The sequence below is a fragment of the Streptomyces sp. NPDC046862 genome, from assembly GCF_040704615.1.
In the GTDB taxonomy this organism is placed as follows: domain Bacteria; phylum Actinomycetota; class Actinomycetes; order Streptomycetales; family Streptomycetaceae; genus Streptomyces.
The window spans coordinates 69,417-91,184 of the sequence record NZ_JBEYXP010000004.1 but is presented as its reverse complement, the minus strand read 5'-3'; the positions used below and the strand labels follow the sequence as shown (position 1 = coordinate 91,184).

Annotated in this window: 21 protein-coding genes and 1 pseudogene; 12 read left to right on the top strand and 10 right to left on the bottom strand. The window is 69.8% G+C overall.

Features of this window, described 5'->3' with window-relative positions; translation table 11 throughout:
- The first annotated feature begins 107 nt into the window (after positions 1-107).
- From AB0959_RS05540 to AB0959_RS05510, 7 genes are all read left to right on the top strand, one after another.
- The gene (locus tag AB0959_RS05540) at positions 108-1,244 is read left to right on the top strand and encodes an FAD-dependent oxidoreductase (RefSeq protein ID WP_366824977.1); all 1,137 of its coding nucleotides are present in this window, start codon (positions 108-110) and stop codon (positions 1,242-1,244) included.
- Complete coding sequence (locus AB0959_RS05535) at positions 1,241-2,239, top strand: amidohydrolase family protein (protein ID WP_366824976.1); 999 nt, start codon at positions 1,241-1,243, stop codon at positions 2,237-2,239. The genes AB0959_RS05540 and AB0959_RS05535 overlap by 4 nt, the downstream gene beginning before the upstream one ends.
- A 12-nt stretch (positions 2,240-2,251) precedes the next feature.
- The gene (locus AB0959_RS05530; protein WP_366824975.1) at positions 2,252-3,190 is read left to right on the top strand and encodes a VOC family protein; all 939 of its coding nucleotides are present in this window, start codon (positions 2,252-2,254) and stop codon (positions 3,188-3,190) included.
- 123 nt (positions 3,191-3,313) lie between these two features.
- A complete protein-coding gene (locus AB0959_RS05525; protein WP_366824974.1) occupies positions 3,314-4,285 on the top strand; it encodes a fumarylacetoacetate hydrolase family protein in 972 nt (323 codons plus the stop codon).
- Positions 4,282-5,025, top strand: a complete 744-nt coding sequence (locus AB0959_RS05520) for an SDR family oxidoreductase (RefSeq protein WP_366824973.1) — start codon at positions 4,282-4,284, stop codon at positions 5,023-5,025. Before AB0959_RS05525 ends, AB0959_RS05520 begins: the two co-directional genes overlap by 4 nt.
- A 25-nt stretch (positions 5,026-5,050) precedes the next feature.
- Positions 5,051-5,833, top strand: a complete 783-nt coding sequence (locus AB0959_RS05515; protein ID WP_366824972.1) for a CoA transferase subunit A — start codon at positions 5,051-5,053, stop codon at positions 5,831-5,833.
- Entirely contained in the window at positions 5,830-6,489 is a 660-nt protein-coding gene (locus tag AB0959_RS05510) for a CoA transferase subunit B (protein ID WP_366824971.1), read from the top strand. The genes AB0959_RS05515 and AB0959_RS05510 overlap by 4 nt, the downstream gene beginning before the upstream one ends.
- A gap of 61 nt (positions 6,490-6,550) precedes the next feature.
- Here AB0959_RS05510 and AB0959_RS05505 read toward each other — a convergent pair whose 3' ends face one another.
- Both AB0959_RS05505 and AB0959_RS05500 read right to left on the bottom strand, forming a co-directional pair.
- Complete coding sequence (locus AB0959_RS05505) at positions 6,551-8,092, bottom strand: alpha/beta hydrolase (protein WP_366824970.1); 1,542 nt, start codon at positions 8,090-8,092, stop codon at positions 6,551-6,553.
- A 547-nt stretch (positions 8,093-8,639) separates the two neighbouring features.
- A complete protein-coding gene (locus AB0959_RS05500; protein WP_366824969.1) occupies positions 8,640-9,824 on the bottom strand; it encodes a histidine kinase in 1,185 nt (394 codons plus the stop codon).
- A 119-nt stretch (positions 9,825-9,943) separates the two neighbouring features.
- Between AB0959_RS05500 and AB0959_RS05495 the strand changes: the two genes are divergently transcribed.
- Together AB0959_RS05495 and AB0959_RS05490 are read left to right on the top strand one after the other, a co-directional pair.
- Entirely contained in the window at positions 9,944-10,135 is a 192-nt protein-coding gene (locus AB0959_RS05495) for a hypothetical protein (RefSeq protein WP_366824968.1), read from the top strand.
- 27 nt (positions 10,136-10,162) lie between these two features.
- Positions 10,163-10,681 carry a hypothetical protein gene (locus tag AB0959_RS05490; protein WP_366824967.1) on the top strand — a complete coding sequence of 173 codons (519 nt, stop codon included), beginning with the start codon at positions 10,163-10,165 and terminating at the stop codon, positions 10,679-10,681.
- Between the two features lie 484 nt (positions 10,682-11,165).
- On the opposite strand, the gene AB0959_RS05485 is transcribed toward AB0959_RS05490, so the two are convergent.
- The 4 genes from AB0959_RS05485 to AB0959_RS05470 all read right to left on the bottom strand — a co-directional run bounded on the left by AB0959_RS05485 (position 11,166) and on the right by AB0959_RS05470 (position 15,228).
- A complete protein-coding gene (locus AB0959_RS05485; RefSeq protein WP_366824966.1) occupies positions 11,166-12,170 on the bottom strand; it encodes an aldo/keto reductase in 1,005 nt (334 codons plus the stop codon).
- A gap of 23 nt (positions 12,171-12,193) precedes the next feature.
- Complete coding sequence (locus AB0959_RS05480; protein WP_366824965.1) at positions 12,194-12,823, bottom strand: TetR/AcrR family transcriptional regulator; 630 nt, start codon at positions 12,821-12,823, stop codon at positions 12,194-12,196.
- Entirely contained in the window at positions 12,820-14,028 is a 1,209-nt protein-coding gene (locus AB0959_RS05475) for a cytochrome P450 (RefSeq protein ID WP_366824964.1), read from the bottom strand. The genes AB0959_RS05480 and AB0959_RS05475 overlap by 4 nt, the downstream gene beginning before the upstream one ends.
- 558 nt (positions 14,029-14,586) lie before the next feature.
- On the bottom strand, positions 14,587-15,228 hold the full coding sequence (locus AB0959_RS05470; protein WP_366824963.1) for a TetR/AcrR family transcriptional regulator: 642 nt from the start codon (positions 15,226-15,228) through the stop codon (positions 14,587-14,589).
- 193 nt (positions 15,229-15,421) lie between these two features.
- Here AB0959_RS05470 and AB0959_RS05465 point away from each other — a divergent pair, with 193 nt between their 5' ends.
- Complete coding sequence (locus tag AB0959_RS05465; protein ID WP_366824962.1) at positions 15,422-16,189, top strand: NADPH-dependent F420 reductase; 768 nt, start codon at positions 15,422-15,424, stop codon at positions 16,187-16,189.
- 323 nt (positions 16,190-16,512) lie between these two features.
- Here the strand turns inward: AB0959_RS05465 and AB0959_RS05460 are convergent.
- Positions 16,513-17,205, bottom strand: a pseudogene (locus AB0959_RS05460) (SDR family oxidoreductase); the annotation flags it as partial.
- An 84-nt stretch (positions 17,206-17,289) separates the two neighbouring features.
- Between AB0959_RS05460 and AB0959_RS05455 the strand changes: the two are divergent.
- The gene (locus tag AB0959_RS05455) at positions 17,290-17,769 is read left to right on the top strand and encodes a MarR family winged helix-turn-helix transcriptional regulator (protein ID WP_366825219.1); all 480 of its coding nucleotides are present in this window, start codon (positions 17,290-17,292) and stop codon (positions 17,767-17,769) included.
- 125 nt (positions 17,770-17,894) lie between these two features.
- On the opposite strand, the gene AB0959_RS05450 is transcribed toward AB0959_RS05455, so the two are convergent.
- From AB0959_RS05450 to AB0959_RS05440, 3 genes are all read right to left on the bottom strand, one after another.
- Entirely contained in the window at positions 17,895-18,386 is a 492-nt protein-coding gene (locus AB0959_RS05450) for a cupin domain-containing protein (RefSeq protein ID WP_366824961.1), read from the bottom strand.
- Positions 18,387-18,492: 106 nt separating this feature from the next.
- Complete coding sequence (locus AB0959_RS05445) at positions 18,493-19,716, bottom strand: MFS transporter (protein ID WP_366824960.1); 1,224 nt, start codon at positions 19,714-19,716, stop codon at positions 18,493-18,495.
- A 97-nt stretch (positions 19,717-19,813) separates the two neighbouring features.
- Positions 19,814-20,554: a hypothetical protein gene (locus AB0959_RS05440; RefSeq protein ID WP_366824959.1), complete on the bottom strand. Its 741-nt coding sequence runs from the start codon at positions 20,552-20,554 to the stop codon at positions 19,814-19,816.
- Between the two features lie 154 nt (positions 20,555-20,708).
- Between AB0959_RS05440 and AB0959_RS05435 the strand changes: the two genes are divergently transcribed.
- A complete protein-coding gene (locus AB0959_RS05435; protein WP_366824958.1) occupies positions 20,709-21,620 on the top strand; it encodes a LysR family transcriptional regulator in 912 nt (303 codons plus the stop codon).
- Positions 21,621-21,768 lie beyond the last annotated feature (148 nt).

Below are 21,768 nucleotides of genomic sequence, written 5' to 3'. Positions count from 1 at the left end.
CAGCCGCCGACGGGTGATTCACCAGAGCGCCTGGCCCGCCCTCCCGGCGGGCGAGCCGCACCCCCGCCGCCCGAAGCCGCGCGGCCCAACCTCGGGAGGATCCCGACATGGCAGACAGCCCCACGCACAGAGTCCTCGTCATCGGCGGTGGCGCCTCCGGCAACGCCGTGACCATTCTGCTGCGCCGCGCCGGCATCACCGTCGACCTCATCGAGGCCAAGCCCGACTGGAACGCCACCACCGGCTCCGGCATCACTCTCCAGGGCAACGCCCTGCGCGTGCTGCGCGAACTGGGAGTCTGGGAGCAGGTGAGCGCCTCCGGCTTCCCCTTCGGCACGCTGGGCATCACCACCCCCGACGGCACCGTGCTGCACGTCGCCGAGGACATCAAGACCGGCGGCGACGACCTGCCCGCCACCCTCGGCATGCAGCGCCCCCGGCTTCAGCAGATCCTCATCGACGCGGTCCGAGCCTCCGGCGCAACCGTCCGCCTGGGCACCACCGCCGAGGCCCTGAAGCAGGACGCCGACGGTGTGTCGGTGCGCTTCAGCGACGGTACGGAGGGCCGCTACGGCCTGGTGATCGGCGCTGACGGCCTCAACTCCGCCACCCGCGCCGCGATCGGCATCACCGAGCGAGCCGAGCCGACGGGCATGGCCATCTGGCGCATCGCCGCCCCGCGCCCCGAGGGCGTTGAGCGCACCGACCTCGCCTACGGTGGCCCGGCCTACATCGCCGGCTACACCCCCACCAGCGAGAACACCATCTATGCCTTCGTCGTCGAGGGATGCCGCGAACGCACCTCCATCGACCCGGCTGCCTACGCCGACGAGATGCGCCGCCTGGCGCAGGCCTACGGCGGAGCCTGGCCGGAGATCACCAAGCACATCACCGACCCGACGAAGGTCAACTACACCTGGTTCGACCGGCTGCTGGTGGAGGGCTCCTGGCACCGCGGCCGGGTCGTGCTGATCGGCGACGCCGCTCACTGCTGCCCGCCCACCATCGCCCAGGGCGCGGCCATGTCCCTGGAGGACGCCCTGGTACTCGCCGAACTGCTCACCAGCGGACGGGACTGGGACAGCGAGCTGCTCCAGAACTACTACGAGCGCCGTGTTTCCCGGGTGCGGACCGTCGTCGAGGCGTCCATGCAGATCGGCCAGTGGCAGCTGGACGGCGTGCGTGACGCCGACATCCCCGGGCTGATCGGGCGCACGATGACCCTGCTGAAGGAACTGCCGTGACCGTGCCCACCGTGGACGTGCACGCGCACGTCCTGCTGCCCGAGGTCGACGCCCTGGTGGCGGACCTGCCGGGACTGGCCGCGGCCCGGGCCCTCGACGCCCGCCGCAACGGCCCGGCGGCCCTCGCCGTCAGCGGCCCCATGGTCCGTGAGCGTGCCCCGAGGATGACCGACGTCACCGCACGACTGGCCGCGATGGACGCCCAGGGTGTGGACGTACAGCTGGTCAGCCCGTCTCCCTCGCACTACCACTACTGGGCGGACGAGGAGACGGCCGAGAAGGTCTTCCGGCGCGCCAACGAGGCGACGGCCGCCCACTGCTCCCAGGCTCCCGGACGGCTGCACGGACTCGGCCTCGTCCCCCTGCAGCACCCCGAGCAGGCCGTACACGCCCTCGAACACGCCCTGGAGCAAGGCCTGTTGGGCGTCGAAATCTCCAGTCACGCCCCCGGCCGCGAGTTCTCGGACGCCGCGTACGCACCCTTCTGGTCGCGCGCCGAGGAAACGGGCGCCGTCCTCTTCCTGCATCCCTTCGGCTGCACGCTCGACGAGCGTCTGGATCGCTGGTACCTGTCCAACGTCGTGGGCCAGCCGGTGGAGAACGCGGTCGCGCTGTCGCACCTGATCTTCTCCGGCGTCCTGGACCGGCACCCCGGGCTGAAGTTGATCGCCGCCCATGGTGGCGGCTACCTGCCCACCCACATCGGCCGCTCCGACCACGCCTGGTCGGCCCGGTCGGACGCGGGCGCCGGCTGTGCCCATCGGCCCAGCAGCTACCTCAAGCGCCTGTACTTCGACTCCCTCGTCCACGACCCGCACGTGCTGCGGGAACTCGTCCGGGTGGCGGGCGCGGACCGGGTGGTGCTCGGTTCCGACTACGCCTTCGACATGGGCACCGAGGACCCGGTCGCCGCCCTGCGCGCCGCCCGGCTGCCCGACCCGGACTTCCACGCCATACGCGGCGGAAACGCCGCCGCGCTTCTCAACCTCTCCTGAGGAGGCCCCCACATGTCCAACCGCTTGCTCACCCACCTGCGGCACGTCGACCTCGCCGTGCCCGACTACGACAAGCAGCTCGACTTCTACTCCGGCGTCTGGGGCCTGACCAAGGTCGCCGAGGACTCCGACATCTCCTTCCTCGCCGCCGAGGGCAGCCCCGAGCAGTACATCGTCCGGCTCCGCAAGGCCCACGAGAAGCGCCTCGACCTCGTCTCCTACGGTGCCGCGAGCGCCGCCGACGTGGACACTCTTGCCGAGCAACTCCTGGCGGGTGAAGTGCAGTTGATCTCTCAGCCGGGCAAGGTAGAGACGCCCGGCGGTGGTTACGGCTTCCGTTTCTTCGACGTCGACGGGCGTACCATCGAGGTCTCCGCCGACGTCGAGGTACGGCAGCACCGCAGGATCGAGGAGAAGGAGTCGATCCCGGTCAAGCTGTCGCACGTCGTGCTCAACTCCCCGGACCTGGACAAGACCAAGGCGTGGTACGAGGAGCACCTCGGCTTCCGACTGTCCGACACGCTCGGCCATCCGCACATCGGCGACGTCATGCACTTCATGCGGATCAGTAACCAGCACCACTCCATGGCCATCGCCAAGGGCCCGCACACCTCGCTGCACCACATCTCCTTCGAGATGCGCGGCATCGACGAGTACATGCGCGGCTCCGGGCGCGTGATGCGCGCCGGCTTCAAGAAGATCTGGGGGCCGGGCCGGCACATGGCGGGCGACAACACCTTCACGTACTTCCTCGACCCGCACGGCAACACCGTTGAATACACGACGGAGTTGGAGCTGCTGGACGAGGACACCTGGCACCCGCACGTCTACGACTTCTCCCAGCCCGAAGTGACCGACCAGTGGGGCACCGCCAACTCCATGAACGAGCTTGTCACCAAGGAGTCCTTCAACGACGTCGACCGCGGCGTGTTCGTCGCTCCGCCGGTCTGATCGGCGAAGCCCTTAAGTCCCCGGGGGCGCGGTGGCCCTGTCACCGCCCTGACTCCCACGCCGCGCCCCCGGCCTTCGCGCCCACCCCTCACGCCGACAGCCGACAGCCGACAGGAAACCTCCATGCGTTTCGCCGCGTACGAGTACCGAAACCGACGCCACGTGGCCGTCGTCGAAGAGGACGGCACGCTCTACCCGCTGCCCGGTGTCGGCTCCCTGACCAGCCTGCTCGCCCAGGGCGGCGGCCTGCCCGCGCTGCTGGAGGCGGGCTCCGCCACGCTGGACATCCCGGCCGGCCCCCATGTCTCCGAGGTACTACTGCTGCCCCCACTCCAGCCGCCCACCGTGCGGGACTTCGTCACCTTCGAGGAACACGTCGAGGGTGTACGGCGGTCGGTGGACGGCACCGCCGGAGTGCCGGAGCAGTGGTACACCGCCCCGACCTTCTACTTCACCAACCCCTACGCGGTGTACGGTCCGCACGACGACATCCCCGTGCCACCTGGGTCGGGCGTGCTCGACTTCGAACTCGAAGTGGCCGCCGTGATCGGCAAGGAGGGCCGCGACCTCACGCCCGAGCAGGCTGGCGACCACATCATCGGCTACACGGTCTTCAACGACTGGTCGGCACGCGACCTGCAGTCCGCGGAGATGAAGGTGGGCCTCGGCCCGTGCAAGGGCAAGGACACCGCCACCACGCTGGGCCCGTACCTGGTCACCGCCGACGAACTGGAGAAGTACCGGGACGAGGACGGCTTCCTGCGGCTCGGGCTCACCGCCTCGGTCAACGGCGAGACCGTCGGCACGGACCTTCTGTCCAACATGAGCTGGACCTTCGAGGAGATGGTCGCCTACGCCTCGCGTGGGACCCTCGTCCGCCCCGGCGATGTCCTCGGCTCCGGCACCTGCGGCAACGGCGGCTGCCTCGCCGAACTGTGGGGCGTACGCGGCCGTCAGGACCCGCCCCCGCTGCGGCCCGGCGACACGGTCACCCTCACCGTCGAGGGCATAGGCAGCGTCTCCAACACGGTCGTCGCCGGAGCCGCCCCGGTCCCGCTGCCGGCCGGGCGGCGCCGCTCCCGGGAGCGGCCGTGACCGATCTCCACCCCAAGAGGCTTCTCGGCAAGGTCGTCGTGGTCACAGGTGCCGCCCGCGGCCAGGGCGCGGCCGAGGCCGAGGCGCTGACCCGCGAGGGCGCCCGGGTCATCGCCACCGACGTGACCGATACACCTGGCTGCCGTCGGCTCGACGTCACCAGCGAGCAGGACTGGGCCGAACTCGCCGCCGAACTGGGGCAGGCGTACGGACAGGTGCACGGCCTGGTCAACAACGCCGGCATCACCTGGCGCGCCCGCCTCGACGCCGTACGCCCCGAGGACATGGCCCGCGTCCACGCGGTCAACGTCACCGGGCCGCTCCTGGGCATCCAGCACCTGGCACCGCTGATGCGCCCCGGGGCATCGATCGTGAACGTGGGCTCCTCGGCGGCACTGACCGCCCACTACCCGGTCGCCTACACCGCCAGCAAGTGGGCCCTGCGCGGCCTGTCGGCCACCGCCGCCATGGAAATGGGGCCACGCGGCATCCGCGTGAACACCATCCACCCCGGCTTCATCGAGACCGAGATGACCGCCTCCGCCGCGCCCGCCTTCCGCGAGGTCAACCTCGCAGGGACACCCCTCGGACGCACCGGAACCGTCGACGACATCACCCCGCTCGTCACCTTCCTCCTCTGCGACGAGTCGTCCTTCATCACCGGAGCCGAGATCCCCGTGGACGGCGGCCTCACCGCGCACGGCGGCGCCAAGCCGATCTCGGATGCCGTACGCAACTAGCAGGAGCAGAAAGGCTCTCTCACCCATGGACAAGGTCTGTTCGAGCGCCGCGGAGGCGGTGGCCGACGTCCCCGACGGCGCGTCACTCGCCGTCGGCGGGTTCGGCCTCAGCGGCATCCCCGAGGTGCTCATCCAAGCCCTCCACGCGCAGGGCGCCACCGGCCTGCAGGTCGTGTCGAACAACTGCGGCGTGGACGGGCGCGGCCTTGGCGTCCTGCTGGGCGACGGCCGGATCGCCCGCGTCACGGGCAGCTACGTGGGGGAGAACAAGGAGTTCGCCCGTCAGTACCTGTCGGGCGAACTGGAGGTGGAGCTGGTGCCGCAGGGCACCCTGGCCGAACGGCTGCGCGCCGGGGGAGCGGGCATTCCCGCCTTCTACACCCCCGCGGGCGTGGGCACCCAGGTGGCCAACGGTGGCCTGCCCTGGCGCTACGCCCCCGACGGCGCGGTCGCCGTCGCCTCTCCGCGCAAGGAGGCCCGTACCTTCCACGGTCGCCCGCACGTCCTGGAGCACGGCATCACCACCGACTTCGCGCTCGTACGGGCCTGGCGCGGCGACCGCCACGGCAACCTGGTCTTCCGCAGGGCCGCCGCCAACTTCAACCCTCTCGCCGCCATGGCCGGCCGCATCACCCTCGCGGAGGTCGAAGAACTCGTCGAGCCGGGCGGGTTGAGTCCCGACGCCGTTCACCTGCCGGGGGTCTTCGTCCAGCGGATCGTGGAACTGACGCCGGCCGAGGCGGCCGACAAGCACATCGAACGCCTTTCAATTTCCGCGTCTTCGACACGAGGGACCGTACGCGCATGAGCCACGATGTCCGTACCTCGCCGGGCTGGACCCGCGAGCAGATGGCCGCGCGCGCCGCCGCCGAACTCACCGACGGCTCCTACGTCAACCTCGGCATCGGCCTGCCCACCCTCATCCCCGGCCACCTTCCTTCGGGCGTCCAGGTGGTCCTGCATTCCGAGAACGGCATCCTCGGCACCGGCCCCTACCCCACTGAGGGCGAGGTCGACCCCGACCTGATCAACGCGGGCAAGGAGACCGTCACCGTCCTCCCCGGCGCGAGCTTCTTCGACTCGGCCCTTTCCTTCGGCATGATCCGCGGAGGCCACATCGACACCGCCGTGCTCGGCGCGATGCAGGTCTCCGCCGCCGGCGACCTGGCCAACTGGATGATCCCCGGGAAGATGGTCAAGGGCATGGGCGGTGCGATGGACCTCGTCCACGGCGCCCGCCGCGTCATCGTCCTGATGGAACACACCGCCAAGGACGGCTCGCCGAAGATCCTCCAGGAGTGCACCCTTCCGCTCACCGGCGAACGGTGTGTCCACCGCATCATCACCGACCTCGCCGTCCTCGACGTCACACCCGACGGTCTCGCTCTCGTGGAATGCGGACCGGGAGTAACCATCGAGGACATCGCCGCCCGCACCGACGCGCCCGTGATCCCGAAGCCATGAGCCGTTGAAGTGGAAGGCGGGGCGGGCAGGAACCACGTTTCCTGCCCGCCCCGCCTTCCACTCAGGAGCCGCAGGTGATGTCGGTCGTCGGCAGGCGTCCGTCCGTGAGGTAGGCGTCGACGGTGCGGGTGACGCAGGCGGGGGCGCCGGGGAGGGCGTAGATGGCGTGGCCGCGGCCGCCGCGGACGTAGACCAGGCGTGAGCCGTGCATGGCGCGGTGCATGGCGCGGCCGCCGGGCAGCGGGGTCTGGGGGTCCCACTGGTTGTGTACGACGAGGGCGCCGACGGTGTTGCCGATACGGGTGGCCGGTTCCGCGCCTCTGGGCCAGAAGGCGCACGGGGTGATGTTGGCGGCGAAGTCTCCGTAGAGAGGGTGGCGGACGCTCTCGCGGCGGGCGTCACGCTGGTAGCGGGCCGGATCGCGGGGCCACGACGCGGAGTTGTCGGCGCAGGTGATGGCCCAGTTGAGGCCGACGCTGTTGTCGTCCGCCGGGCCTGCGGGTCCGGTGTCCGGGCGGGTGGTGCGGGTGGTGGATCGGGACTCGCGGAGTGTGACGATCTCGCGGGCGGCCTGGTAGGGCTCGGCGGCGAAGGACCCCCGCAGCCAGGAGCGGATGTCGGCGCCGGTGAGGGCGTCGCCCTGGTGGAACGGGTCGTCGCCCTGGTACAGCAGGGGTGTGCGGTCGGCACGGGTGATCAGCTGCCAGAAGGCGGCGCGAACCTCGGCGGGTGTGTCGCCGAGGTGGTAGGTGCGGTCGCGGCGGGCGATCAGCCGGCTCCAGTCCTTGAACGCGGGCTCGGCCCCGGCGGCCATGGCCAGGACCGTGCCCCGGCCGAACCGGTTCGGGTCCACCGCGCTGTCGAGGACGATGCGGTCGCTGTGCCGGGGGAAGAGCTGGGTGTAGACGGCGCCGAGATACGTACCGTAGGACCACCCGACGTAGGAGAGCTTCTGCTCGCTCAGGATGCCGCGGATGACGTCCATGTCCCTGGCGGTGTTGCGGGTGTTGATGTACGGCAGCAGTCGGCTTCCGTTGCGGGCGGTGCACTTGGCGGCGATGTCCCGGGCGCGTGCGGTGTCCTTGGTGAAGGTGGCGGCACGGTAGGGGCGGTAGGGCTCTGTGGAGTCCGCCTCGTCCTCCGTCAGACCGCAGTGCACCGGGCTGCTGGCGGCCAGGCCGCGGGGGTCGAAACCGATCAGGTCGTAGCGTCGGAGGACGCTCTTGGTCAGAGTGTCCTGGAGCGAGAGAGGGTTCCCCAGGCCGGGGTTGCCCGGGCCGCCGGGGTTGGACAGCAGGACCCCGTGGCGTCTGCCGGGCGTGCTGGTGCGCAGCCGCGAGATCTGCAGGCGCAGAGTCCGGCCGTCGGGGTGTGCGTAGTTGACGGGGACGGTGATGGTGGCGCACTGGAAGGCGGCGGGTGCGTCGGGGATGTCGCACCGGTGCCATGCCGGGCGCTGGCTGTAGTACCGGTCGAGGCGGGAGGGGTGGTCCGCGGCCGGGGGCCGAGCGGTGGACACGGTTGCGCCCTGCGCGGCGGGCAGAGCGAGGGCGGCAAGGAGGCCGGCGGCGGCCATGGCGGCTACACGGGTGGCACGGGGCATGGAGCGTCCTTCTCGGATACGGACCGCCACGGACAGGAGGGCGACGGCGTCGTCCCCCACTCTCCGATGGCCCGGGCCGACGACGCCTCGGCCGAACGGCCAGAGACCCGGCACTGCCCTCGGCCGAAAGGCCGACGCCCGAGTGGGCCGTGCGGGGACCGTCGGCGGGGAAGCGGTGGACGGCCTCCATGCGGATCAGTACTGCGGGTAGTTGGCGCCGGACTGGAAGATCTGGCGGGGTTCGATCGGGCCTGCCCCCGCAGGCCGTCCAGCGACGCCAGGAACCGACCGGCTCGGCGGCGAGGTCGTACAGGTGGGGACAGGGAATGGAGTCTCGTCCAGGACCTCAGATGTTGATCAGCGGTGTACAGACCGCGCGGGTCATCGCCGCTGCCGCCGCCATGATGGTCTGCGTCTTCGTAGCCTTTCCGAAGAGGTGCACGGCCGCGGGACCAGGAAGGCGCGCAGGATGAAGGCGTCCAGGGTTCTCCGGTGGACCCGCATCTTCGTTCACGGCCTCACCACCTGATGGATCGCGCTGTCGCTCTCAGGATTTCCGTGCCGGAAAGACCGCCCGCACCTCCCACCCCACGTCGCCCCGCGGCCCGGCGTGCAGTTCGCCGCCCGTCGCGGTCACCCGCTCCTTCAGGCCGACGAGGCCGAAGCCGCCGCCGTGGGCGGCTGCCGGAAGCTGTGTGCCGCCGCGGCCGTCGTCCGCCACCGATACCTCCAGTCGGCCGGCGGCGTCGCGCAGACGGACCTCGATGTGGGCGGCGTCGGCCGCGTGTCGACGGATGTTGGTCAGGGCCTCCTGGACGACCCGGAAGGCCGCGGCCTGCACCTCGTGGGGAATGCCGGCGGACACGGCGGGGTCGCGGCGCAGGACGACCTGTTGGCCGGGGATCGCGAAGCCCTCGATCAGTCCGGTGATGCCCGCGAGGTCGCCGACCGGGCGGTGGCCGGCCGCTTCGGGGCCGGTGTCGCGCAGCACACCGACCGTGCGGCGCATCGAGGCAAGGGCCTCGGTCGCGGCGCGTTCGATGCCGGCCAGGACCGGGTCCAGTTCCTGCGGCTGGGTCTGCGCCATCATGCGGGCCACCTGGGTCTGCACGAGGATGCCGGTCACGTGGTGGGCGACGAAGTCGTGCAGGTCGGCTGCGATGGCGAGGCGTTCGCTGCGGCGGGTCTCGCTGACGGCGAGCGTACGCCGGTAGTCCATGGTGCGCAGATAGCCTGCAAGCCCGGCGACGAGGCCGACCAGCACCAGGCCGATCATCTCAAGGCCCATGACGTCACTGCTCAGCGTCACGTCGCCGCGTACCGGCAGGATGAGCAGCGCGCCCGCGTCGAGGCCGCCGCACACCACGGCCCAGCGCGACGGGCAGTGCCGTACCGCGATGAAGAGCAGGCTCAGCAGGATCATGACCTCGCCCGGGCCGAACACGACCGGCCCTCGGACCAGCAGCGAAGCAGCGGTGAGCAGGGCCGAGGCGAGAGCGGGCACGGCGGTGCGCACCTGCGGTGTGAGCCACTGGGGCCGCCGCTTGGCCGGCCACAGCACGGCGGCCAGCCCGACCAGCACCACGGCCAGGGTCTGCCAGAGGGGGCTTGCCATCGGCAGGACACTCGACCCGTCGGAGCCGGCGTAGAGAACAACGTCGGCTACGGAAGCGGCGAGCAGGACGCCGACGGCGAGGCCACGGGCGCAGCCCCGGGCGGAAACGGACTTCATGCCGGTCACCGTAGGCCGAAGTTCCGGCGGCGGGATCGACCGAACGGCCGAGGGGACCGGCCTCTGAAGCCGGCCGTTCGGCCGAGGCGGGCGCAGCCTGGCGCACCGTCAGCGGCCTCGTGCTCGCCGGGTTCGTGGCCGGGTTCTTCTCGGTCAGCACGCTGGGCTCCGAAGGCCCGCGCTACGAGGGTCAGGTGGCGGTGATCACCGCGAACGCCTCCGACGCCCGGCACACCGCAGCCGAGGCCCGCGTGCTCCTGCACAAGGCGGGCGTCACGGCGACCGTCGCCGTCACGAGCGAGGACGATTAAGACAGCCTGCTCGGCGGTGTGCCCGGGGTGACCATCCAGGTCTCCGGCGGGGAGGAACACGTCGACACGGCCATCACGGCCCTGACGCCCCTCGGGTCGGGCAGGTACCCGATCACACAGGAATACGTGTCCGCGCCGGACGACACGGCCACGGCCCGCGTCGCCACCGTCAGCACCGCCACCCTGGTGCTGAGCTTCCTCGTCGCCGCCGCTTCCGCCGGACTCACCGCCGCCGCCAACGTCCTCGACCGGTGCCGGACGTATGCCCTGCTGCGGCTGGCCGGCACCCCGTTGGACGTCCTCAACCGGGCCCGGATCCGCGAGACCGTCATCCCGCTGGCCGTCCTGGCCGGCGGCACCACCGCGATGGGTGTCTTCGGCGCCATGCAGCTCAACGAGGCAGCCGGCACCACCATCAACACTTCCGGCACCGTCCAACTGGTGCTCTGCGTTGCCGTCGGCGCGCTGGCCATGCTCGCCGCGATCACCGGCAGCAGGCCGCTCCTGCGGAAGGTGACGGCGGGGCCGGTGCAGACGGCGGACTGACGGACTGGTCACTCGTGAGGAGCGCCCCGGCGTCGGCCGCCGTCCGGAAGCCGCGGAGGATCTGGACGTCCTCATCGGGGACGAGGAGTTCGCTGCTGGTGGCGCCCGGATCGTGTCGCCGCCCGCCGGTGGGGCACGTCCGGTGCTGTAGACGGCTCCACTTCCGGGTTGGAGCAGCTCCGCCCAGGCGTCGCTCGACGCACCGCCGCGCGACGGCCGGCGTGCCAGCACATGGAGGTGTGGACGCGATGACGCTGATGCCCCACGGCAGAGCTGTCGCCGAAGCGGTTCACACCCACCAGTCCACCTGGGCCGGGCTGCTGTGCCTTTTTGCCCGCCGGCTCGCGCTGAAGCGCCTCCGCGCCACCTGTCGGAGAAGGTGTCGGACTGTGGGACAGGGCGGAGCGCCCGTTCGCTGCCGAGGAGGGAGTCTCGATCCCGTGCGGCAGGCCAGGGGCGGAATGTGCTGCTCACCGGGGTGTTCTTACCCTATGTAAGCCTCTGGGGCGGACTGGCCCCCGTTCGGCCAGGGTGGCGGGAACAGGTTGTCGAGCTTGGCGAGTGTGTCGTCGTCGAGCGTGACGTCCAGCGCGCGCAGTGAACTGTCGAGGTGCTCGACGGTGCGGGGTCCGATGATCGGGGCGGTCACGCCTTCCCGACTGAGCAGCCACGCCAGCCCGATGTGAGCCGGGTCCTCGCCGAGGTCGGCGCACAGCTTCTCGTATGCCTCGATGCTGTCCCGGTGCCGGGCGAGCACGGCGGCCGTGAATCCCGAGGTGCTGCGGGCAGCGGTGCCCTCCCGTTGTTTGCGGAGGACTCCGCCGAGCAGTCCGCCGTACAGCGGCGAGAACGGGATCACACCCAGCCCGTAGTGGCGCGCGGCGGGCAGTACCTCCAGTTCGATCCAGCGGGACAGCAGGTTGTAGAGCGACTGCTCACTCACCAAACCCAGGAAATGCCGCGACCGGGCCGCTTCCTGAGCCTGGGCGATGTGCCAGCCGGCGAAGTTCGACGAGCCGAAGTAGAGCACTTTCCCTTGCTGGCGCAGAACTGTGAACGCCTCCCAGATCTCCTCCCACGGTGTGTTCCGGTCGATGCTGTGCATCTGGTACAGGTCGATGTAGTCGGTCCGCAGCCGCTTGAGTGAGGCATCGCAGGCGCGGCGGATGTTCAGCGCGGACAGGTAGCCCTCGTTGGGCCAGGTACCCATCGGGTAGTAGAGCTTGGTGCCCAGCACCGTCTTCTCGCGGCGTCCGCCGCCGGTGGCGAACCACCGGCCGATGATCTGTTCGGTGAGGCCCCTCTCGCCCGAGAGGTCCACCTTCACGCCGTAGAGGTTGGCGGTGTCGAAGAAGTTGATGCCGTGCTCGTGCGCCCGGTCCATGATCGCGTGACTGTCCTCTTCGGACGTTTCCGGCCCGAAGTTCCCTGTGCCCAGCACGAGCCGGGAGACCGACAGGCCGCTACGGCCCAATTGGGTGTACTCCATGGGTCCAATCCTTCGATTTGTAGTCACTGCCGGTGGGCAGCGGAAGAGGGGGAAGACTCGTGTGGTGACAGAGGGGGCAGGGCCTCTGGTGCGGGGCGGAGCCCGTCGACGAGCAAGGCGAGGTACCTTCTGCGGTTCGCACCTTCGGGATCCCCGGGATACACCGTGGCCAGGTTCATGGCGATGACCGCGGCCAGATCCGGGGCCTGAAGCTCCGGCCGCACCACGCCCGCGTCGATGGCCCGGCGGAGCACCGGCTCGATGGCGCGCAGGAAGCGGTGAGCGCCTTCGGCTGCGAACGCCTCGAACTCGCTGCCGAGGGAGACAATGACTCGCCGGCCGGCGAGCACCTCGGTGACGGCCTCCAGCACACTCACCAGATCGCGCCACGGATCACCGGTGTGCACCTTGGTCATGGGTTCGATCTCGGTGCCGACGACATGGTCGAACACGGCCTGGACGAGTTGGCCGCGCGAGCGGAAGTGCCGGTAGACGGTTGCCACGTTGACCCCCGCTCGAGCGGCGATCTCCTCCAGCGTCACCTCAGGACCGATCTCCTCGAACGCGCCGACCGCGACATCGACGATCCGCTCGTAGTTACGGGCGGCATCGGCACGCAGTGCCCGTTCACGCGGCGCCATGGTGCCCGTCACCAGGTCACGCGTAGCGAGTGCACGCCGTAGACGGAGCTGAAGACGCGGAAGTCGCCCGGCTCGTCGGGATCGGCCAACGCGATCTTCGGGAAGCGCTTGAGCAGGGCAGGGAAGGCGATGCGCATTTCCAGCCGGGCCAGTGGTGCCCCGAGACAGTGGTGGATGCCATGGCCGAAGGCGACATGACCAAGCGCTCCCCGGGTGACGTCCAGGGCGTCGGGATGGTCGATAAAGGCGGCGTCACGGTTGGCGGCGGGCAGCGAGGGGACCACCAGCGAGCCCTCCGGGATGGTGTGCCCGGCGATCTCCACCTCGGTCGTGGTGGTGCGCGGCGGCAGCGAGACCACGATCGACAGCCACCGCAGCAACTCCTCCACGGCCGGATCGACCCGCGCTGGATCGTCGCGGATCAGGGCCAACTGGTCCGGATGCCGTAGCAGGGCCAGAGTGCCCAGAGCCAGCATGTTCGCGGTCGTCTCGTGCCCGGCCAGCAGCAGCAGGCCCGCGATGCCGATCAGTTCGTCGGTGCTGAGATCGTCGCCGTGCTCGCGCACGAGCATCCCCAGCATGTCCTCCCCGGGAGCGGCCTGCGCGCGAGCCACCAGGTCCGCCATGTAGGCCCGGTTCTCCCGCTGCGCCGCGGCCCGCTCCTGCGCCGGCAACGAGACATCCAACTGGCGCGCGGAAAAATCCTGGAACGTCGCGCGGTCGGCGTAGGGGACCCCCAGCAACTCGCAGATCACCAGCGACGGCACCGGCAGCGCGAAGTGCGACACCAGATCGGCCGGCTTCCCCGCTGCCTGAAGATCATCCAGTGCCGCTTCGACGATCTCCACGATCCGCGGCTCCAGTCGACGCATTCGCCGCACCGTGAACTCCGGGGTCAGCATCCGCCGCAACCGCGTGTGCTCCGGCGGATCGAACCCGACCAGCCCTCCCGCCCGCACCTTCGCCCGCTCGTCCTCGCTCATCTCCTCTGTTCCGGGGAACGGCGTGCGGGCACTGCTGAACCGGACATGATCCGACAGCACCTCACGAACGTCCTCGAAACGGCACACCAGGTACGCCTCCCAGCCGAACGGCGTCATCACCCGCACCACGCCGTCGTCATCACGCGCCCGCGCCAACTCCTCAGCCGGGTCAAACCCGTCCCGCCGCATCTGCAGCGGCAACTCCAGTGCTTCCGCCATCGTCTGTCCACCCATCCCGTGATCGTGTGAGACGTTCCCGACGCTACAGATAACTGCGAGGCTCATTGCAGTTATCTGTGACCATGGCCAGAAGACCCTCACCAATCCGTCAAGGTGGCTTCACCGACGACGAGAGCTATGAGTGCATTCGAGCCGAAGGCCGCGCCTGCGCCGCGATCCGGACATTCGGCACCGCAGAATTTGTGGTCACATCGCCGCGGGTTCGAAGGTTGGCTGGATCGTGGCCGCGGGATGCTCATGTGTGGCATCGGCGGCTGTACCAGCGCCGATGGAGATCGGACGGGGGAGTTCGCGCCTATCGCGGTGTTCCGCCAGAACGCGCATGCCCGTGGGGGAGAGGGAGCCCGTGCTGCTCGATCATCCGGTCAGCGGGCGACCTGTCGGCGGCATTTCTCCGAGCGGTGTCACCACAGGAACCGACGCCCCCACAACAGAACCGGACTGTGAACCGCGTGGCTACCCAGCACCTGACGAAGGAGTTCCCATGCCGGCCAATCGGGGAGCAGCAATGGTCACCGCCTGCTTCCGGCGCTCGCCGTAAAGGTTGGCCGGTCAGTCGTTCCCGGGTGCGTCCGCATGGAGCGTCGGCTCGGGCAGCGGTTCGGTGTGGCGGCTGCTGAGGCCGTCCAGGGAGATGCGCAGGAGACGATGCCACTGGCCGGGGTGGCCGTCGTCGGCCGCCTGGACGACCTGACTCAGGGAAGTGAGGAGCAGAACCAGGTCAGCGGTGGTGACGCCGCCGCGTAGGAGACCGGCATTCACGCAGCGGATGCGCAGTTCATCCATGACGGCGTCGCGGCGCGGGGCGCACGCGGGCGGACCCGCGGCGGCGTAGCTCTCCACAAGGGCGCGGTTGCGAGCCAGGATGTCGAGGGCTTGTTCGAAGAAGACGGTCAGCGCCTGCCACGGCTCCTCGGTCGCGGCCGCCGCCTGGTGGGCGGCGGTGAGCCAGGAGGCGACTTCCTGCTCCAGGACGGTGGCGAGCAGGTCCTCCTTGGCCGGGAAGTGCCGGTAGAGCGTGCCCATACCGACGCCGCTGCGCCGCGCGATCTCACGAACATCGACGGTTCCGCCCTGTTCGGCGAAGACCGCACCGGCCGCCTCGATGATCGCGGCCCGGTTGCGCTCGGCGTCCGCGCGACGGGCCCGCTTGGCAGGGGACTGTCTGAACACGGGCTGATCGGCGGGGGTCACAGCACTCAGAGTACAGCCCCCCAGCCTTTCCGGAGCGCTTGCTCCGGTCGTGCTACTTTGAAGAGGAGCTACCGCTCCGGTTCGGCGGCATGAGAGGCCCCGACCTCCACATGCCTGCTTCTGAGCGAGCCCGGCTCTCGGACAGCACCGCCCCGGCGGACCCCAGGTCCGTCAGATGAGGAGACCTCCTTTCATGGCAACCCTTGGCTTCATCGGCAGCGGCAGCATCGGCACAGCGCTCGCCCGGCTCGCGATCGCGGCGGGCATGGACGTCGTCCTGTCCAATTCCCGCGGGCCCCAGAGCCTGGCCCAAACCGTCGCGGAACTCGGTGAGCGCGCCCGGGCCGCGACGCCCGGGGAGGCGGCCCGAGCGGGCGACTGGGTGGTGGTGAGCATCCCGCTCAGCGCCTACCGACAGCTACCGGCCACAGCACTGGCAGGCAAGGTCGTGCTCGACACGATCAACTACTACCCCTTCCGCGACGGAAACGTCGAAGTGCTGGACTCGGGCCGGACCACCACGAGCGAACTCGTCCAGCAGCACCTGACCGGCGCGAAGCTCGTCAAAGCGTTCAACAACATCGGCGACCTGCACATCCCAGCGCTCGCCCGGCCCGCGGGAGCCGCCGACCGTACCGCCCTGCCGATCGCCGGCGACGACCCCGAGGCGAAGGCGAGCGCCGCCGCCCTGATCGACCAGCTGGGCTTCGACACCGTCGACGCGGGGCCTTTGAACGAGAGCTGGCGCTTCGAACCGGAGACCACCCCCTACGTCCTGCCCTACTTCGCCGCACCCGCGACACCGAAAGCCTTCTGGGCAGCAGTGAGCGAGGCGGTCCACTCCGGCGAACACGGGCAGACTCCGCCCAAGGACCCGGGCGCCCCACTGCCCGGCCATCGGCTGCGCACCCTGCTCGCCGAGACGCCCCGCGTCCTCACCGCCGACCGCGTTCTGCGCTGACCCCGATCCACCGACGCGACCCGCCGATCAGGTTCAGGGCGTGAGGCCCGACCCTAGAAGATCACTGAACATCTTGCCTGATCATCTGGGGTTTCGGGGCGGGGTGCGGCCCGGGAGCAGGGAGTCGCCACTGTGCGAGATTGCCGAGAGCGCAGCTGCGAAGCAGCGGTCAGTGTCGTTCAACCGGAACTCGCCGGTCAGAGGGATGGAGTGGGTGCGGGTGAGGTGCTGGTTCCGGTCGTGGGCCTGATGGCTGGCAGGTGATCATCTTGCACATTGCCGGTTCGCCGGAATCGCGATGAGGTCTCGCGTGCTGTCCGTCCTCAGCTCATCCCTCCGATCGCCCCGCCATTCACGGCAATAGTCTGCCCGGTGACGTAGTCCGACATGGGGGAGCAGAGCCAGAAGATGGCGTCGGCGGCCTCACGGATCGTTCCGGTTCGGCCGAGCGAAATCTGCGACATCGGTTTGGCAGCGTAGATCTCGTCATCGGTCGGGATCCGGCCGGGTTCGAGCGTCACACCCATACGTTGGGCCTGCTTGGCCGGCATACCGACGTGAATGGTGCGGCCACCGGTCCTGATGACCTCGTGCTCGGACTTCGGCAGGGCGAAACGCGTCTGGATGATCCCGAACGCGACGGCGTTGACGTTCACGTGGAAGCGGCCCCACTCCTGGGCGAGGGTCCGCATCAGACCGAGCATGCCGGCTTTGGCCGCGGCGTAGTTGCCCGCGCCGGCCAGACCCCAGGCGGCTGCCATCGACGAGACCATGACCGTCTTGCGGTGACGCAGCCGGCCCGCGGCGTGGTCGGCCTCGGCAGCTGCCCGGAAGACCGGTGCGGTGGCTCTGGCCAGCCGGAACGGGACGACCAGGTGGATGTCGAGCATGGCCTGGAACTGGTCGTCGGTCATGTTGTGGATGCCGCCGTCCCAGGCATACCCCGCGTTGTTGACGACGATGTCGAGACCGCCGTGGACGTCATGGGCGTGCTCGACGAGTTCGTCGCACGCCCCCGGTACGACGAGGTCGGCGACGAAGGCACTGGCGGTGCCGTCGCCGTAGGCCTCGTTGAGCTGAAGGACGGTCTAAGTAGCCCCATGACCGACCAGACCCCACCCGCCGACACCATGCCGGAGATTCCCGCCGCCCTGACCGCCGCCCCCGGCTATCAGGTCCGTCGTCTCTACCAGGCGTATCTGGCGGTGTGGGCGCGTGAGGTGGACCCGGTGCTGACCGGCCCCCAGTTCGCGGTCCTGCAGACGGTCGAAGCCAACCCGGGGCGCGACCAGCGCTCCATGGCCGCCGCCGTCTCCCTGGACACCTCCACCATGGCCGACGTGGCCCGCAGGCTGGAGATCCGTGGCCTGCTCGCCCGTCGTCCCGATGCCGCCGACGGCCGCCGCAAGCTGCTCCACCTCACCGACGCGGGCAGCCAGGCCCTCCGTGAGGCCAACGATCGTGCCCGGATGCTCGGCAAGATCCTCCTCGAGTCCTTCGACGAGACGGAGCGCGCCCCTCTCATGGCCGCGCTGCAGGCGCTCGCCGACCACTGGGAGAGGCTGGCGGAGGGCTCGTAGCCGTCGGACGTGAGATGGCCCCGTACACACCGGCCGACTGCACCCGGGCTGCCCGTCAAGCGACTCAATCGGTGGCATGACGTCCGGGAGTCCCACTCCGCCAACAGGGGAGTGGGACGGGGACATCAGTCCAGCATGTCGGTGAAGTAGTTGTCGTGCTTCTCCCGGAAGGCTTTCAGCTCTTCGCGGCTGCGCCCCACGTACTCCGCAGCCTTCTCGAAGTACTCCTCCCTGGGGGCTCCCGGTGAGAAGATCATGAGCATGGATACGGGGTCGTCGCTGTCGTTCTGGAAGGCGTGCAGCCCGCCCGCGGGGACGTAGAGGAAGTCTCCCTCGCCTCCTGTGATCCAGCGTTCGCCGTTGTAGAACCGGACCTCGCCGGACAGGACGTAGAAGGACTCGGAGATCGTGCGGTGGAAGTGTTCCTTGGCGCCGATGGTCTTCGGGCCCATGTCGACCTTGTAGAGCCCGAATTCACCGCCGGTGGTCTCCTGGTTCGCCACGTAGCCGATGCTCGTGGCGCCGACGAAGCTGGTGTCGGGTTGCGGGGCGGCGGGCCGGAACAGCGCGGTGACCTGACCCTTTTCGTCGAGGTAGCTGGGCTCGGGGTACGACATTGCGCGACTTCCTTTCGAGACGGCGGTGCGGCACCGCCTGGTGATTTCATCGTGGGCAACTGGGCGCTGACGGACACCCGAAGAACGCTGACCGGTGGCCGTGCGGTCAGCTCAGGACCAGAATCGTCGCCAGGGCCGGGCCGAGGGCTCCGCCCGTGAGGTAGATGAGCTGGAACAGGCCGATGCCGGTGGGGCGTTGACGGTCCGGGACGGCAGAAGCGGCGGCCATGGACTGGGTGGCGTTGGCGCCCGTGGCGCTGAAGACAGCCAGTCCGATCGCCGCGAACAGCACGATCGCACTGTGGGCGAAGACGGCCGCCGCCGCGGCGAATGCCCCGATCGTGAGCAGGATCGCCCGCACTGTGGTCCGGCCCAGGCGCGCGGAGGCGGCGGCGAAGGCGAGGGTGAAGACCGCCCCGGTGATCATGGCGATCATCTGCCCCGCGGCCACCGAGCCGGTCGTCCAGCCGGCCCGGTCCGTGATCAGCCGTGGGATCGCGAAGAGCAGGGTGAAGTACACCACCGACAGTACGAAGGCGATCACGACGGAGCTGCGGAACAACCGGGAGCGCAGCGCCACTGCGGGGACATAGCCCTCCGGACGGCTCCGAACGTGCAGGACCAGGAGGGCGGCGGCGACGGCCGCCACGGCCAGGGCAGGCCGCGGGTTCGACGGGAGGAGGACCAGGCCGCTGGACAGCACCGCCAGCAGCACCGCACCGCGGGCGTCGAAACGGCCCTCGGCCGGCGGTGCCTGCGTGGCGTGGCGGCTGACAGCGGGCACGGCCAGGAGAGTGACCACCAGGATGGACAGCGCCGCCCGCCAGGAGACCGCGCTGGAGAGGCGATCGCCGATCAACGGCCCCACCGCGCCGAGCATTCCGGACCCGGCGCTGATCACGCCCATGCGGCGGGCGGTTGCGGCCAGGCTCATGGCGATGGTCATCATGCACGCGCCGCCCGCTGCCTGACCGGCCCGCCCCAGGAGGGTGAGCGGCAGCCACGGGGATGCGACCACCAGGGCGGTGCCGACGGCCACGAGTGCGGCACTGACCCACAGCGCGGTGGGCGTGCCGCGCCGTCGCAACAGCGTCGCCATCAATGGCGTCGCGACAGCCAGAACCAGCGCGAACACGGTGACCAGCCACGACGCGGTGGCCGTGCTGATCCCCAGCGACCGGCTCATGTCACCGAGGATCAGGACGGGTGCGTTGTTGGCGGCTGCCACCGGCGTGGTGAGCAACGCCAGCCAGAGGATGGGGACGCGACGGGAGGATCCGCTCGCGGCGGAGGGCGCGCGCGTGGCGGCCACCTCGGGGATGGTGGACATGGCTCTTCCTGTGCCGGTGGTCTGTGGGACGCGGGAGGGGGATGAGGGCGGGCCTGAGCGGCTCATGCCGGCATGCTCACCCCCCCACCTGCGCGGGTCAGCTCGCGGACACCGGGTCCAGCATCCGGGGCGCGTCCCTGCCGAAGTCGATCCACGGGTTCGTCCCCAGCACCTCCGCGCCCTCGGCGCTCGGGGCGTCGTACCGCATGACGAACTTCTCGGGGCCGTGGGCGAACGCCACGATCAGGCCGTGCTCGGCGTCCAGGAAGGCGCCGTGCGGGCGGATGCCGGGATAGCTGATCCGCCAGGCGGGATCGCCGATTTCCACGGCGCCCACCGACAGCTTGGCGACCACGCCGTCGGGAAGCCGGTAGAACCACGTCATGGGGCCACCGGAGACCACCGTCATGACCTCGTCGATGCCGACACCGTCATCGGTGGTGTTGACGTGGAGCCGGCCGAAGCGCGCCTGGACGGCGTGCCGGGCGGCGGTGTCCATCGCCTTCATGTCGTACACCTTCGGATACGGCGGAACCTCGTGCTCCGAGGGGTTCAGGAACCCGCCGCGATGGACTTCGGGCGTGCGGCCGGCCAGTTCGACGTGCTCCAGGAGCTTCTCCCGCTCAAGGCTGAACAGCGAGATCAGCTCCGCCTGCTCCGCTTCCGACAACGCCCGGATCCTGGAGGCCTCCAGGATCGGCTGAGCTTCGGAGGGAACGGGGACCTGGCTCGCGTGGACGCCCACGGTGCTCAGGACCTGGTTGACGGCCCCCACGCCGATCGTGGCCGGCCGGCCGTCGGAGTAGGAGAGCTCCAGGCCCTGGTCATCCTTCGTCATTTCTGACCTTCCTTGATGCGAGGTGCACGTGATCGAGCGCGGCACTGCCGCTCCGGCACTGCCGTCCCGGTGGGGCCGGCGCCGCCGCTCTTCGAGCCTCCTTCATCACCGTCGTTTATGGAAATGCTTTGCATGCATCCGTATTATTCGCAGGGTGGATGAACTTGGCCGGATCGACCTCAATCAGCTCCTGACGCTGCATGCCTTGCTGGCCGAGAAGCACGTCACGCGAGCCGCTGGGCGGCTGAACAAGAGCCAGCCGGCTGTCAGCCACGCGCTGGCGCAGCTGCGGACGCAGTTCGGTGATCCTCTGCTGGTGCGGCAGGGCGGCCGCATGGTCCTGACGGCGCGTGCCCAGGCACTGGTGGAGCCGCTGGAGGACGCGTTGACCAGCCTGGCCGAATTGCTGCGGGCGTCCGACTTCGACCCGTCGCTCACGCGCCGGCGGTTCCGGCTCTCGCTGTCGGACTACGCGTCGCGCATCGTGCTGCCCTCGCTCGTGCGGCAGGTTCGCAGCAAGGCCCCCGGTCTTGATCTGGCGATCAGCCAGGCCAGCCGGGAGGCGATGATGGCGCAGCTCACGGACGGCGAACTCGACCTGGCGCTGGGCATCTTTCCCCACGTACCCGAGGACATCGAAGTCCAGAACCTCTTTCAGGAAGGGTTCGTCAGCCTGGCGGACAAGGCCGTACTGCCTGAAAAGGGAGGTCTGTCGCTGGAGGAATGGCTGGAACGGCCGCACATCATGCTGGCCCTGCGCCCTGACGCGAACGACGAGATCGAGACGGCTCTGGCCGCGCGGGGGCTACGGCGGCATCTCGCCGTGACCTTGCCTCACTGGAGTGCGGCGGTCGATTTGCTCGAGGGTACCGACCTGATCCTGACGGTTGCGGGCCGAGCAGTGGGGCCGATGCAGAGGCACAGGGCGCTGCGGAAGTTCAAGCCGCCTTTGGACCTTCCCCGGTTTTCGTACCAGCAGGCGTGGCACGTTCGGCGGGTGAACGATCCGGCCCACCGCTGGCTGCGAGAAACCATCGCGGCATGCAGCCAACCAGACAAGGCCTGATCCTCGGACCTCACCGCGGCCGGCCATGATGAGGGCATTGGCGCGCTGATCGAGCCGCCGACGGCCATGGCCGTCACAGCCATCGTCAACGACCACAGCGATCCGAAGGGCCCCACGTCGAGCAGAGCCAGTGCCGGCGCGGACACCG